The sequence below is a fragment of the Streptomyces sp. ISL-87 genome (assembly GCF_018614095.1).
Lineage (GTDB): Bacteria > Actinomycetota > Actinomycetes > Streptomycetales > Streptomycetaceae > Streptomyces.
The window spans coordinates 101,038-113,982 of sequence record NZ_JAGGOY010000046.1; the positions used below are offsets into that span (position 1 = coordinate 101,038).

Consider the following 12,945-nt stretch of genomic DNA (forward strand, 5'->3'; position numbering starts at 1 on the left):
CACGCGGCGCGAGGGCGAATCATCCCGAAGGGTCGGCTCTCGTACTCCCCGCGAACGAGCCGAAATCCGGACAACTGGCTGACGTTTCACGGGAGTTGCCCCGCCCTTCGGCTCAGAGGGCGAACGCGGCACCGTACCAGCCTTTCGAGCTGTTGCCCGGATGTTTGTCCATTCGTGATGGGGCTTCAATGCGGGCACCACAACTGGCACTAGCGTCCCGTGCCACCCGGGAGAGCCGGTGCATCCGGCACGACGGCCGGGGTCTCGGAGACCCCGCAGCCCTCCCGGTCCACGGAGCAAGGAGGCACAGTGCTGTCAATCCGTCGGTCGGCCGTCGGCGGCATCTCGGTCGCTTCGAGGCACGTGATGGCCACGGGCATCGTCATAGGCGCCCTCGCCTTCACCCTGATCGCGTTGCTGATTCCCGTGCAGAAGTTCGGCGGCACCACCGCCGCGGCCGCCACCGCCCCCGCCGGTGACGACGACGGCGCCGGAACCCTGAGCACGGCCTTCGGGCCGCTGACGGCCCAGGACCGGGACTTCGTCCGCAAGGTACGGCTCGCCGGCCTGTGGGAGCTGCCCGCGGGACGGCAGGCCCAGCAGCGCGGCACCCGCCCCCTGGTGCGTACCGCCGGGATGCACCTCGTCGAAGGCCACACCGAACTGGACCGTCGGGTCCGCGAGGTCGGCCAGGCCCTCGGCGTCGACCTGCCCAGCCAGCCGAACGCGCAGCAGCAGGACTGGCTCGCCCAACTGGACCGCGCCCAAGGCGCCCAGTACGAACGGCTGTTCATCCAGCTGCTGCGCAGGGCGCACGGCAAGGTGTTCGCGCTGGTGGCCCAAGTGCGGGCGCAGACGCGCAACTCCATGGTCCGGGCCCTGGCCACGGACGCCAACACCACCGTCCTGGACCACATCTCGGTCCTCGAGGACAGCGGGCTCGTCGACTTCGACGGCCTCGCGGATGCCTCGTCCGCCCCTCCCACCGTTTCCCGACCGATGAAGTGAAGTGATGAGACATGAGCAAAAAGGGCCATAAACGCCGCCTCCGGCCGTCACACAAGGCCCTCGCCCTGGTGTCCGCCCTGGTCTTGGGCGGCGGCGGGGTCGTGATCGCGGCCCAAGGCGCATCCGCGGGGCAGGGGGGCCGTACGGCGCCGGTGACCGCGACCATCGACTGTCCGGACGTGGGCGACCGGCTCCGCGACGTCCCCGACCAGGCCCGGACCGAAGTCGACGAGAACCTCGCGCAGTTGGACACCCAGATCGCCGACGCCTACCAGCGGCTGTCCTCGGGCGGGGCCCGCAGCGACGCACTGCTCGGCCAGCTGAAGGACGAGCGCGGCAAGACCATCACCCGCCTGTCCGACGCCATCGGACAGTCGGCGGCACGCCCCGAGGGGCTGGACGGGCTCAGCGCCTGTCGGATGAAGAAGGCCCCGGCCGCCGATCCGGCGGACGAGGTGCCCTCCGGGAACCAGACCGAAGGCATCGCGCAGAACGCGGCGCAGGGCGTGGCGCAGAGCGGCGCGCAGCAGGGCAAGGGCGGCCCGGCGCGCAGCGACTTCGCGTCCATCACCTCGGTGCGGCCCAACGTGCGCCAGCCCGCCGCCCGTTCCGGCGCGTCCACCGGATCCTTCGCCGTGCAGTGCGGCCGCAACGAGAACGGCCACTTCAACCCCGACAACGTCATCGTCGCGCCCGGTGTGAGCAACGGCGCCCACCACATGCACGACTACGTGGGCAACAAGACCACGGACGCCTTCTCCACCAACAAGAGCCTCGCCGCCTCCGGGACGACCTGTACCAACGGCGACCAGTCCACCTACTACTGGCCCGTGCTGCGCGTGCGCGACGGCCGGGCGGAACGGGACGCCAACGCGCCCGGCGGCGGCAAGGACGCGAACGTGGGCACGATCCTGCGGCCGAAGCAGGTGACGATCGAGTTCAAGGGCAGCCCCGTGAGCCAGGTCGCCGCCATGCCCCGCTTCCTGCGGATCATCACGGGCGACGCCAAGGCCTTCACCAACGGCCCGGGCAACGCCAACGCCTCGTGGAGCTGCACCGGATTCGAGAACCGGCAGCTCAAGGACAAGTACCCGGTCTGCCCCAAGGGCAGTGACGTGGTGCGCACCTTCACCTTCCAGAGCTGCTGGGACGGCAAGAACATCGACAGCGCCAACCACCGGACCCACGTGGCCTTCGCGGCCCGCGACGGGTCCTGCAAGGCCGGCTTCAAGGCCATCCCGCAGCTCGTGCAGCGCATCACGTACGCAGTGGCGCCCGGCTCGCGGTTCGCCGTGGACAGCTTCCCCGAACAACTCCACAAGCCGGTGACCGACCACGGCGACTTCATCAACGTCATGTCGGACCGCCTGATGGCCGGCGCGGTGCGCTGCATCAACGGCGGGCGCGCCTGCCGCTGATCCGCCTCAGCCTGCGCTGATCCGCTGATCCGCTGATCCGCTGATCCGCTGATCCGCTGATCCGCTGATCCGCCGATCCGCCGATCCGCCGATCCGCCGATCTGCCGGATCCGCCTGATCCACCGAGACCTCGGGGCCGGCGCTCCCCCTCCCACCTCCCCTGCGTCGCCCCGAGAGCGGTGCCGGTTCCGAAGCCGACTTCGGGCCGGCACCGCGTACGTGCACGGCCGCTGCCCGAAGGGGCGGCGGGCTCCGGAACACATGAGGAGTGTCATGTCCGGCTCTCATCACACCCCGGCGGGTCCGCACCGCGAGGTCGGGCCCGAGACCGCACCCTCCGACCGGGAACTCATCCGGCAGCTCCGACGGTCCTTCGCGTCCGGCGCGGTGGACCAGGCGATCTGCGATCTCCTGTACCGGCGCCACAGCGGCGCCGCCCTCGCGTGTGCGCGCGCCTGCTGCCGGGCTCCGCAGGACGCGGAGGACCTCGTCTCGGAGGGCTTCATCCGGACCCTCCAGGCCGTCCGGTCCGGCGCCGGGCCCCGCGAGCACTGGCGCCCGTACCTCCTGGCGGTGGTCCGCCACACAGCCGTCGAGTGGCGGGCCGGCGACGGGCGGACCGTCCTGACGCCCGACGTCGAACCCTGGTGCCGTCCGGCGCCGCCCGAGGGCGACCCGCAGCGCGAGCTGCTGGACAGCGAGGACCGCCGGCTCGTCGCCCGCTCCTTCCACGCCCTGCCCGAACGCTGGAAGGCCGTCCTGTGGCACACCCTCGTCGAGGACGACTGCCCGCACCACGTCCCGATGCTGCTGGGCATCACCCCGAGCGCCGTCACGTCGCTGGCCTTCCGCGCCCGCGAGGGCCTGCGCGAGGCGTACCTGAGCGCCCACGTGGACACGGCGGCCGACGACCGGTGCCGCCACTACGGCACCGCGCTCGGTGCCGCGATCCGGCGCCGCGGGGCGCCCCGCGGCGCCGGCCTCGCCCGCCATCTCGCCGCGTGCCGGTCCTGCTCCGAGGCGTATGCCGAGCTGGTCGACCTCAACGCCGCGCTGCGCGCGGGCGGGCCGGCGGTACTCGCGGCCCGGTAGCACACGGCGGCCCCCGGCCCCCGGCCCGCACGTCGCCGTGACGGGGGCCGGAAGCCGGGGGCCTTGGTGCGCGGGCTCACTAGAGGCCGTTGACGCGGGCCATGCGTCCCACGCCCAGCGGTGGCCGGAATTCCGTGGTCACGGCGCGCGCCCTGCGGGTCACACGGGAGTGCTGGCGCCGTACTTGGGCCATGAGGCGGCGGCTGCGCAGGGCCATCTCCAGTTCGAAGCGCGTACGGGGGTCACGCAGTCCGGGTCCGAAGAGCTTCTCCAGCTGCCGCATGCGGTAGCGCACGGTCTGCGGATGCACACTCAGCGCCTTCGCGGCCTCGGGTGCGCCGCCGCCCTCCAGCCAGGCGAGCAGGGTCACTTCGAGCCGTTCGCTCTGTCGCGGGGTCAGGTTCGCCAGCGGCCGCAGCCAGCGCGCGGCCAGGGCGTGTGCCAGGGGCTCGTCCTGGAGCAGCAACAGGGTCGAGAGGTGGTCGTCGACGAAGACGGGCCGCGCGTCCAGGCCGGCTCGGGCCGGGGTCAGGCTCAGCAGCCGCAGCGCCCAGCGCAGCGAGGAGGCGGTGTCCCGCAGTGCCACGGTGTGCCCGACGGCGGCGAACCGGCCGCGCAGTGCGGCCTCCAGGGCGGTACGGGCGTCGGGATCGGGATCGGGGTCGGGGCTCGGGACGAGCAGGCACGGCTGGGCGCCGACCATCCCGGCCAGGCCGTCTTCCAGGACGGCCGCCAGCTGCTGAGTCTCCCCGGGGCTGGCCAGGGCTATCGCCCGCACGGCGGAGGGAAGGGGCCAGCCGGCCGTCCGGGCGAGCTCGACAAGGGCAATTTCAGACATGGTCATGTCACCCGTAAGAGCGGTGAAGAGCTCCCGCCGGGCTCGTTCGGGTGTGGTGCAGAGACCGTCGCGGGCGACGACCGTCAGCGGGGCCAGCCGCCCTCGGTGAGGCTGTTGGTGCTGGTCCCGATCGCGGTCCGGGTCCCGGTCCGGGTCGGGGGCGGGGTCCGTCCGCCCGTCCCGGTCCTCATTGCGGGGCGCCGGCTGCTGCTCGTGCTTCGGGACCGCGGGCTCGACATATCCGAGGGTGGCGAGCAGGCCCGCCTCGACCTGCCGTCTGACCACGTCCTCGTCGATGTCCTCGATCAGTTCCGAGAATCCGGGGATCCCGTCGCGGAGCTCCTCCACGATCCCGGCGGCCAGCGCGGGCAGTTCCTTTCGCAGGACCCGGGTCCATTCGCCGCGCGGGCGGGACCAGATGCGGTTCAGAAGTTCGCACATTGTTACCTCGTTCATGCCGGGGTATGGCCAGTCCCGTGGAAGGGTGACGAGCCCGTCGAGGCCGCCGCCCCTCCCCGTCGGCGCCAGTGGCGACGGGGGAGTTGAGCACCTCGTACTCCTTCCAGGAGCGTGCCATCCACTTGCAGTCCCGCGGCTTTGCCTCATATTTGCCGTCGGGGAGGTGTGGCGGCGGACAAGGCGTCAGCCCGGTCGCCGCCCCACCACTGGAAGGGAATCTTCCGGGGACGTTCGATCTGATGATGCCGTGGTCGCAAGAACTTGTCACGATTCGATAAATACTGTGGAGAGGTTGCGAACCTCCACGATGCTTCTGCACTCCGGCCCCCGCTCCCGGTCGGCGAGGCACCCATCTCCCGCCCGCTGCGGAGCAGTTCCGACGACTGCCCCGGGCGCCGAGTGCGAGGTGGAGTGCTCGGGCCTGGGCGTATGGGAGTACCAGATGCCCTTGCCCCAGACGCGTATTCCGCGCTCACATCGGGCCCGCCGCACCAGACGTCATGCCAGTGCGGCCACTGCCGCGGCCGCCGGGCGGCGGGCCTTCCGACGCCCGCCCCTGCTCTCCGCCGCCGGCGGTCTGCACCCTTCGGCCCTGGGCGTCGCCGTCCTGGCTTCCCTGGCCTCCTTGGCCGTGGCGGCCCGGGCGGGTGCCCTGACGCACCTGTGGGACTTCCTCGACTACGGGGCGGGCGTGCTCTCGCTCGTCTCGCTCACCTCCGCCGTCCTGTGGGGCCTGGTGGCCACGGACCGTACCCTGCTGACGTCCGGTCACCGGCTCCTCGCCCAAGGGGCGCACCGCGGCCTCGCCGTCTCCGGACTGGGCTTCCTCGCCCTGCACATCTGGGTCAAGGTGGCCGAGGCGCAGACGGGGGCCGCGTCCGTACTGGTGCCCTTCGCGGACCGGGACAGGCCCCTCCTCATCGGACTCGGCACCCTGGCCGGATACCTCTTCGTCGCCGTGGCGGTCTCCGGCGCGGTCCGCAGCGCGTTCGCCACCAAGGGCCGGTCCATGTGGTGGCGGGCCCTGCACATGGGCGCGTACCCGGCGTGGGGCGCTTCCCTGGTGCACGGGCTGAAGGCAGGCCGTCCCGCGAGCGGTTGGGTGACCGTGGCGTACGCCCTGTGCCTGATCGGCGTCGCGGGCGTGCTCGCCGTCCGCCTCCGGGCGAGGCTGCGGGCCGAGCCCACCCGGCCGGCCGTCGTGCCGCCCTCCGCTCCCCGGAAGCCGGAGCAGGCGCCGCCGCGCACCCCGAGGCCGTTCGTCCGGCAGCCCGCGGAGCAGTCCGCGGCCCGGCTGACGGCGCGGCTCGCCGGGCAGTTGGAAGGGCGCCCCTTCGCGCCGACCCCGGAACAGCCCGCGCCCCGGCCCTCGTTCAGCGGGCAGCCAGTAGGGGAGTACACCGCGGTCTTCATCCCGAGGGCGCGGGGAGTCGCCGCGGAGGACCGGCCGGGTGAGCCGCTCGACGGTGTCCGGGGGCGGCAGTGACCGGTGTTCCGCGGCCGGCGCTGGGGTGCGTGGGACAGCCCCGGCTGCTCGCAGGACTCGACACGGCCGCGCGGCTCGATCGCACCGGCCACCTCTCCGTGCACGGCGCGCTGCCCGCGTACCGCCCCGATGACCTGGTGGAGCTCGCCGAGGGGATCGACCTGCGGGGCCGCGGGGGAGCGGGCTTCCCCTTCGCCCGCAAACTCCGGGCCGTCACCCGGTCCGCCCGCGGGCGGGACGGTGGAACCGCCGTCGTCGTCAACGGCAGTGAGGGCGAGCCGAGTTGCCTCAAGGACACGGCCCTGCTGCTGCACGTCCCGCACATGGTGCTCGACGGCGCCCTGCTGGCCGCCGGCGCGCTCGGCGCGGAGGACGTCGTCGTCGGCGTGACCCGTGAGGACGTGGAGCAGTCGGTGCGCGAAGCCGTCGCCGAACGGGGCCCGGCCGGCCGCCGGGTCCGCGTCATCAGGCTGCCCGAGCGCTTCGTCACGGGCGAGGGGACCTCCCTCGTCAACGGGCTGGACGGCGGCGCCGCGCTCCCCTCGGGGCAGAAGGTGCGGACCAGCGAGCGGGGGCTGGGCGGGCAGCCCACCCTGCTGTCCAATACGGAGACGTACGCCCAACTGGCCGTCGCCGCACGCCTCGGCGCGGCCGGCTACCGCATGGCCGGGCTGCCGGCCGAGCCGGGCACCATTCTGCTGACGGTCGCCGGAGCCACGGTCGTCGAGGTGCCGACCGGGACATCGCTGGCGTACGTCCTGGACCTGTGCGGGACGGGGCCGGGCCAGGGTGTCCTGGTCGGCGGGTACCACGGCCGGTGGCTCAGCCCGGCCGCGGCCCGCTCGGCGGCGCTCTCCCGGCACTCCCTGGCCTCGTACGACGCGGTGCTGGGGGCCGGCGCGGTCCTGCCGCTGCCCGAGGACACGTGCCCGGCCGGCGAGATCGCCCGGGTGACCCGCTGGATGGCGGACGAGTCCGCGGGCCAGTGCGGGCCGTGCGTCAGAGGGCTGCCCTCGCTCGCCGACGCCGTGGAGGAGCTGGTGGGCGGGGGAGGGCGAGCCGCACTCGAAGCGGTGGAGGCGCGCATGCGCGCGGTACGCGGCCGCGGTGCGTGCAGCCACCCTGACGGCACGTCCTCCTTCGTGGCCTCCGGGCTCGCCGTCTTCCCCGACGAGCTCCGCGACCACGCACTCGGCAGCGGCTGCGGGCGCCGCGTCCTCGGGGCCCTGCCGCTGCCGGCCGACGAGAACCCCGAACGGCTCGTCGTGGACTGGACGCTGTGCAAGGGCCACGGGCTGTGCGTGGACCTGCTGCCCGACGTCGTCCGGCTGGGCGCCGACGGATACCCGGCGCAGGGCGTCATGCCCGTCCCCGGAAGGCTGCGGCCGAAGGCGCTCCGCGCGGTGCGCCGCTGTCCGGCGCTCGCCCTGCGCATTCAGGAATGAGCTGCCGGTAAACGGCTGTGGCCGATAGGAGTTCACCCTTTGGCGCGATCTGACAAATTCCCGGGAATCTGAATTCGACAGGCCCAGCAGGCCCTATGAATGACCGAGGACACGAAAGCGCCGGGATTGACCCGAAGGAGAGATCGTGAACAAGAAGCGTCGTGGGGCAGCTGTCGGATCGGTCGCCGCGGTACTGCTGCTGGCGGCAGGATGCGGAAGCGGTGCCGACACCGCCCGTACGGTGAATTCCGTACAGCCCGCTGGCGGCAGCAAGGTCCTCGGAAGCGGGTATGACTCGGGATACGGGTCGAACGGAAACGGGGCGGACTCCGCGGCCGGCGCCGGATCGAGCTACGGAAGCGGCTCCGGAACCGGCACCGGAAGTGACTCCGCCGCCGGGAAGACCGGGCCGGCCGGACAGCTGGCCCTGCGGGACATCCCGGAGGTGGGCAAGGTGGTCACCGACAGCGCCGGGGCCACCCTCTACCGCTTCGACAAGGACACGGCCAAGCCCCCGAAGTCCGCCTGCGAAGGCGACTGCGCCACGGCGTGGCCGCCGGTGTCGGCGTCCGACGCCTCAGCCGCCGAAGGCATCGACCCCGGCCTCCTCGGCGAGGTCGTCCGGTCCGACGGCAGCAAGCAGCTGACCCTCGCGGGCTGGCCCGTGTACCGCTACGCCAAGGACGGTCAGGCGGGCGACGCGAAGGGCGAGGGTGTCGGCGGTACGTGGCACGCGCTGGCAGCCGACGGGAAGAAGGCCATCGACCAGAATTCCAAGTCCGGTGACGAACTCTCCGTGGCCACGAACGAAAAGCTCGGAAAGATTCTAGTGGACGGCCAGGGACGCACGCTCTACCGATTCAACAAGGACAGTGCCTGGCCGATGAAGTTCGGCTGCCTCGGTGCCTGCCTGGACACCTGGAAACCCGCCGCGCCCGTCGACAAGACAAAGGCGTCCGGAATTCCCGGCAAATTGGTCGGATCGGTGAAGCGCCCCGACGGCACGGAACAATTGACGATCGACTGCTGGCCGGTCTATCTGTTCACCGGCGACACCGAGCCCGGCCAGACCAACGGACACAACAAGCAGGGGCTCTGGTTCGCGGTCAACGACGCCGGCAAGAAGGTCCCGGCGGGCGGGTGAGCGAGCCATGCCGGATTCACCCCGTATCACCGCCCGCCACGTGGTGCCCTGCGTCGCCGTGTTGATCGCCTCCCTGGTGTGCGGAGGGTGCACCGGGCAGGGGCAGGCGGCCCACCGGGGCGCGGGCGGTACCGATCCGGTCGAGACGCCCGCCTCCAGCCCGGTCTCCTCCGGCCCGGTCTCCTCCGCCCCGGCCGCGTCCGGCTCGGTCTCCTCCGGCCCGGCTTCCTCCGCCCGTCCCGCCACGCTCCAGGAGATCGCTGCCGCCCTCGGCTGCGCGGCCGAGGTCACGGTCGACGCGGAGGAACTGAAGGAAGGCGCCTGCGGGGCGGGGGAGGAGGGGTACCGCATGGTCACCTTCAGCGCCGACCAGGGCCAGCGCGCGTGGCTCGCGGAGTCCCGGATGTACGGCGGCACCTACCTCGTCGGGAACCGCTGGGTGGTCACCGCCGCCTCGGCCGAGGCCCTGGCACCCCTACGCGAGCACCTCGGCGGAACCGTCGAAACCGGTGACTCCCACGGGGCCGAGCACACCCCGGGGCACGGCGGCTCAGAGCACAGCACTGCAGAGCACAGCACCCCAGATGCCAACACCGCAGACCCCGACACCGCAGACCCCGACACCCCAGCGCACCCCCACCCGGAGCACACCGTCTCGCCCCCGACCCCCTGACACCTCCTCCTCCGTGGCCCTGTCCGCCGTCAGGCGGGCAGGGCCAACAGGATGAGGGGCTTGCTGGAGGGCTGGAGGGAGCCGCCTTCGGGTTCGAGGGTGAGTCCGACGGCATTGGCGCCCGCGAGGTCGCCTTGCATGAGGGTGGCGCCGTCGTGCCGCAGCAGGCCGGCCGGGCGCATGGTGCCGTGGTCGTCGAACCAGAGCTGGTAGGTCCTGCCCGCTCCGGGATCCGACAGGCCGGCGCCGATGAAGACGGCCCTGTTCCGCTGCCGCGAGCTGACGACCGAGGTGGTGGCCCCGCCAGCGGTGCGGCCGTGGACGGTACGGGCGTCGGGTGCGGCCATGACCGTGCTGAGGTCCTGGAGCCGTCGTTCGGTGCGCTGGGCCTGCTGCCTGGCCTCGTCGGCCTGTTGGTGCTGCCACGCGGCGATGCCCGCCAGGGCGGCTGCCGCGGCCAGGCAGGCGGCGATCACCAGCGGCGCGGCCTTCCGGCGCACGACGCCGGTGAAGGTGACGGGTGTGTCCGGCCCGGACAGCCGCGGAGGCAGCTGGCGGACCGAGTCGATGCCGTGCATGACCGAGGTCTTCATGCCGGGCGGCGCGGGCAGGGCGGCCGCGCCGGCCAAACGGCCGGCGGTGGCGGTGAATTCGGCCGCCTCCTGCCGGCAGGAGGCGCAGTGCGCCAGGTGTGCGGTGAAGGCGTCGTGCTCCTCGGGCGTGAGCGCGTGAAGGGCGTACGCGCCGGTGAGGGTGTGCATGTCGTCGTTTCTCATGTGGTCACCCCCATGCAGTCGCGCAGCCGGATCAGCCCGTCGCGCATGCGTGTCTTGATGGTAGGCAGCGGGGTGCGCAGTGTTTCCGCGACCTCGCGATAGGTCAGGCCCTGGTAGTAGGCGAGGGTGACGGCCTGGCGCTGCAGTTCGGTCAGCCCGTGCATGCAGCGGCGGACCTGTTCGCTCTCCAGCCGGATCTCGACCTGCTCGGCCACCTCGTCGAAGGGCCGCTGCTGTTCCCGCGTGGCCTGGTGGTGATCGCGGTTGGTGGCGGCCTGGGCGGAGCGGACCCGGTCGACGGCGCGCCGGTGCGCGACGGTGGCGGCCCAAGCCGTGACGCTGCCCTGCTCGGGGCGGTAGCGGGCGGCCTGCCGCCAGAGGTCGATCATGACCTCCTGGGCGACCTCCTCCGACTGGGCGCGGTCGCGTACGACCTTGACGACGATGCCGAACACGGTGCCGGAGATGGCGTCGTAGAGGGCGGCGAAGGCGTCCTTGTCGCCGCGGGCCACCTGGGCCATCAGGTCTTCGAGCCGGTTGCCGCCGGCCGCGCCGGCCCCGCTCCCGGTCCCGGTGCCGATGAAGGGGAGGGGTTCCCTCACAGGTGCCCCTCTCCGCCGCACGGCGTGCGGGGTCGCCCGGTGGTCGGGGGTGGTCCGTCAAGGTGCGTCCGTCTCATGGCAGTCCTTCGGTGTGATGCCGGTGATGCCCAGTTCGCTTCTTGACCGGACTTCGTAGCGCCCGCGCCTGCGGATGGGGCCGGTGATCCGGCGTCCCGGCGGCGGCCCGGAAACGTCAACTCCGCAACCGATCTTCATCTCATCGGAGGCTAGGCCAATCCGCCTCGCCGAGGGTGCCGAATGGCGGGTGTGAGCAACTTCCGCAGGCCCAGCGCCGCCGCGAGCAGGCCGACGACGGTGAGGATGACCGGCGGGCGGGCGGCGCGGGGATGGTGGCCTTCGGGTTCGTGGGCGCGGCCGCGGCCGTGCTGCGGCCCGACGCGGGCGGAGCGGCCGATGCCCTGCCCTCGCTGGCCGGCGGCTTCGCCGGGGCCCTGGCGCTCTCCGTGCTCTCGGGAAGACTCACGCCCGCGGCCACGCCGTCCGGCGATGAGGGCGTCGGCGCGGGCTGGAGCCGGCGGGGGTTCCTGCTGGCGGCCTCCGCCACCACGGTGGCCGCCACGGGGGCGGGCGTCCTCGGCCGTGCGGTGAACGGCCGCCGCGGCCGGGGCGCGGCCGCCTCGCGCAACACGGTCGTCCTGCCGCCTCCCGCATCCCCGGCCCCCGCGATCCCCCGGGGCGCCGTACTGAACGTGCCCGGCATCAGTGCGTTCACCACACCGAACCGGGACTTCTACCGGGTCGACACCGCCCTGGTGGTCCCGAGGATCGACGCCGGGACCTGGCGGCTGCGCATCCACGGCAAAGGGGTGGCCCGCCCGCGCACCTACACGTTCGAAGACCTTCTCTCCCGCCCGCTCAGCGAACGCGACATCACCTTGACCTGCGTGTCCAACGAGGTCGGCGGCCCGTACGCGGGAAACGCCCGCTGGCTCGGCGTACCGCTGGCCGAAACAACAACCCCGCCCTGTCCACCCTGGTCGCCGCGGTCAAGAAGGCCGGACTCGTCGACACCCTGAACAACGCCCGGGACATCACCGTCTTCGCCCCCACCAACGACGCCTTCGCCAAGATCCCGAAGGCCGACCTCGACAAGGTTCTCGCCGACAAGGCCTTGCTCACCAAGATCCTCACGTACCACGTGGTGGGCCGGCCGCTGACCCCGCGGCAGTTGGAGAACGGCTCCTTCGAAACCCTGCAGAAGGGGATGCTCACCAGCTCGGGCTCCGGCTCCGGCTCCGGCCAGTCCTACAAGGTCAACGGCAGCGCGAACGTGGTCTGCGGCAACGTCAGGACCGCCAACGCACAGGTCTACATCATCGACACCGTGCTCATGCCCAAGTAGGCAAGCCCGCAGGGCCGCTGGGCCGGACACCGCAGGGGGTGCCGGCCCAGCGCATGCGCAACAACTCGCCGCAGCGAATAGGCCATTTGCGTGGCTCGTTAGGGCTGAATTCAAGGGGAGTTGATCGAACAATGTTTATAGGCAGCTAGTATCACGACATGGTTACGGCTGTGGCGAAGGATCACCGGCCCGGCCGCCCATTGCTGCGCTGCCTCCTCTCCCTGGTGCACGGCACCCTGCTGCTGATGGCCGTCCTGTGCGCCGTGGGGCACGGGACGACCGAAGGGACGCACGGGGCGGTGCCCGCCCGCGCCGCCGTACCGGTGGTGGTGGCGGACTTCGCGGGGCACTACGGACCTCACCGGCCACACGGGGCTGCGCAGTGCGCGCCGCCCGCGGCGGTGGTCCTCGCGACGGCCAGGGCCGCGGGATATCCGCCCGCGGCAGCGCTCGCAGCGAGCGTGCTCGCTGCCGTATCCGCGTCCGTGTCCATGTCCGGGCGGCGCCTGCTCGGACGCCCTGACGAATCGTTACGCCGACGAGCGCGCACGGGCAGGCTGGCCCTTGTCCGCACGTCCCGGTGGCGCATCTGAAGCACTCGCCCGAAATGAACCCGCCCCGCGCATTCATCGAGCGAGAAC

The 12,945-nt window shown here is 72.4% G+C and carries 11 protein-coding genes and 2 pseudogenes; 10 read left to right on the plus strand and 3 right to left on the minus strand.

The features are described 5' to 3' along the window. Positions 1 to 309 precede the first annotated feature (309 nt). The 3 genes from J7I97_RS18310 (at position 310) to J7I97_RS18320 (ending at position 3,518) form a co-directional block, all read left to right on the plus strand. The gene (locus J7I97_RS18310) at positions 310 to 1,008 is read left to right on the plus strand and encodes a DUF4142 domain-containing protein (protein WP_308364854.1); all 699 of its coding nucleotides are present in this window, start codon (positions 310 to 312) and stop codon (positions 1,006 to 1,008) included. An 11-nt stretch (positions 1,009 to 1,019) separates the two neighbouring features. After that, positions 1,020 to 2,426 carry a DUF1996 domain-containing protein gene (locus J7I97_RS18315; protein WP_214936190.1) on the plus strand — a complete coding sequence of 469 codons (1,407 nt, stop codon included), beginning with the start codon at positions 1,020 to 1,022 and terminating at the stop codon, positions 2,424 to 2,426. 273 nt (positions 2,427 to 2,699) lie between these two features. Then, the gene (locus tag J7I97_RS18320) at positions 2,700 to 3,518 is read left to right on the plus strand and encodes an RNA polymerase sigma factor (protein ID WP_251050388.1); all 819 of its coding nucleotides are present in this window, start codon (positions 2,700 to 2,702) and stop codon (positions 3,516 to 3,518) included. A gap of 79 nt (positions 3,519 to 3,597) precedes the next feature. Here J7I97_RS18320 and J7I97_RS18325 read toward each other — a convergent pair whose 3' ends face one another. Next, positions 3,598 to 4,797, minus strand: coding sequence for a CdaR family transcriptional regulator (locus tag J7I97_RS18325; protein WP_214936193.1), 1,200 nt, complete (start codon positions 4,795 to 4,797; stop codon positions 3,598 to 3,600). Positions 4,798 to 5,257: 460 nt separating this feature from the next. Between J7I97_RS18325 and J7I97_RS18330 the strand changes: the two genes are divergently transcribed. The 4 genes from J7I97_RS18330 to J7I97_RS18345 all read left to right on the plus strand — a co-directional run bounded on the left by J7I97_RS18330 (position 5,258) and on the right by J7I97_RS18345 (position 9,563). Further along, positions 5,258 to 6,301 (plus strand): hypothetical protein, encoded by a 1,044-nt coding sequence (locus J7I97_RS18330; RefSeq protein WP_214936194.1) that lies wholly within the window; start codon positions 5,258 to 5,260, stop codon positions 6,299 to 6,301. A 29-nt stretch (positions 6,302 to 6,330) separates the two neighbouring features. Then, positions 6,331 to 7,746, plus strand: coding sequence for an NADH-ubiquinone oxidoreductase-F iron-sulfur binding region domain-containing protein (locus J7I97_RS18335; RefSeq protein WP_308369174.1), 1,416 nt, complete (start codon positions 6,331 to 6,333; stop codon positions 7,744 to 7,746). 145 nt (positions 7,747 to 7,891) lie between these two features. Beyond that, complete coding sequence (locus J7I97_RS18340) at positions 7,892 to 8,890, plus strand: SCO0930 family lipoprotein (protein ID WP_308364860.1); 999 nt, start codon at positions 7,892 to 7,894, stop codon at positions 8,888 to 8,890. 7 nt (positions 8,891 to 8,897) lie between these two features. Further along, entirely contained in the window at positions 8,898 to 9,563 is a 666-nt protein-coding gene (locus J7I97_RS18345) for a hypothetical protein (RefSeq protein ID WP_214936197.1), read from the plus strand. 29 nt (positions 9,564 to 9,592) lie between these two features. Here J7I97_RS18345 and J7I97_RS18350 read toward each other — a convergent pair whose 3' ends face one another. After that, positions 9,593 to 10,339, minus strand: coding sequence for an anti-sigma factor (locus tag J7I97_RS18350; RefSeq protein WP_214936200.1), 747 nt, complete (start codon positions 10,337 to 10,339; stop codon positions 9,593 to 9,595). Beyond that, the gene (sigK, locus tag J7I97_RS18355; protein ID WP_374103671.1) at positions 10,336 to 10,941 is read right to left on the minus strand and encodes an ECF RNA polymerase sigma factor SigK; all 606 of its coding nucleotides are present in this window, start codon (positions 10,939 to 10,941) and stop codon (positions 10,336 to 10,338) included. Before sigK ends, J7I97_RS18350 begins: the two co-directional genes overlap by 4 nt. A gap of 326 nt (positions 10,942 to 11,267) precedes the next feature. On the opposite strand from sigK, the pseudogene J7I97_RS18360 reads away from it, so the two are divergent. The 3 genes and pseudogenes from J7I97_RS18360 to J7I97_RS18370 form a co-directional block, all read left to right on the plus strand. Beyond that, positions 11,268 to 11,912, plus strand: a pseudogene (locus tag J7I97_RS18360) (molybdopterin-dependent oxidoreductase); the annotation flags it as partial. Next, positions 11,912 to 12,304: pseudogene (locus tag J7I97_RS18365) on the plus strand (fasciclin domain-containing protein); the annotation flags it as partial. The pseudogenes J7I97_RS18360 and J7I97_RS18365, both read left to right, overlap by 1 nt. Positions 12,305 to 12,462: 158 nt before the next feature. After that, the gene (locus J7I97_RS18370; protein WP_251058918.1) at positions 12,463 to 12,897 is read left to right on the plus strand and encodes a hypothetical protein; all 435 of its coding nucleotides are present in this window, start codon (positions 12,463 to 12,465) and stop codon (positions 12,895 to 12,897) included. Positions 12,898 to 12,945: the final 48 nt, after the last annotated feature.

Excerpts from the sequence above, each read along its gene's own strand:
- J7I97_RS18350 (WP_214936200.1), bottom strand. The coding sequence starts at position 10,339 with ATGAGAAACGACGACATGCACACCCTCACCGGCGCGTACGCCCTTCAC.
- J7I97_RS18370 (WP_251058918.1), top strand. The coding sequence starts at position 12,463 with ATGGTTACGGCTGTGGCGAAGGATCACCGGCCCGGCCGCCCATTGCTG.
- J7I97_RS18325 (WP_214936193.1), bottom strand. The coding sequence starts at position 4,797 with ATGTGCGAACTTCTGAACCGCATCTGGTCCCGCCCGCGCGGCGAATGG.
- J7I97_RS18320 (WP_251050388.1), top strand. The coding sequence starts at position 2,700 with ATGTCCGGCTCTCATCACACCCCGGCGGGTCCGCACCGCGAGGTCGGG.
- J7I97_RS18315 (WP_214936190.1), top strand. The coding sequence starts at position 1,020 with ATGAGCAAAAAGGGCCATAAACGCCGCCTCCGGCCGTCACACAAGGCC.
- J7I97_RS18330 (WP_214936194.1), top strand. The coding sequence starts at position 5,258 with ATGCCCTTGCCCCAGACGCGTATTCCGCGCTCACATCGGGCCCGCCGC.
- J7I97_RS18345 (WP_214936197.1), top strand. The coding sequence starts at position 8,898 with ATGCCGGATTCACCCCGTATCACCGCCCGCCACGTGGTGCCCTGCGTC.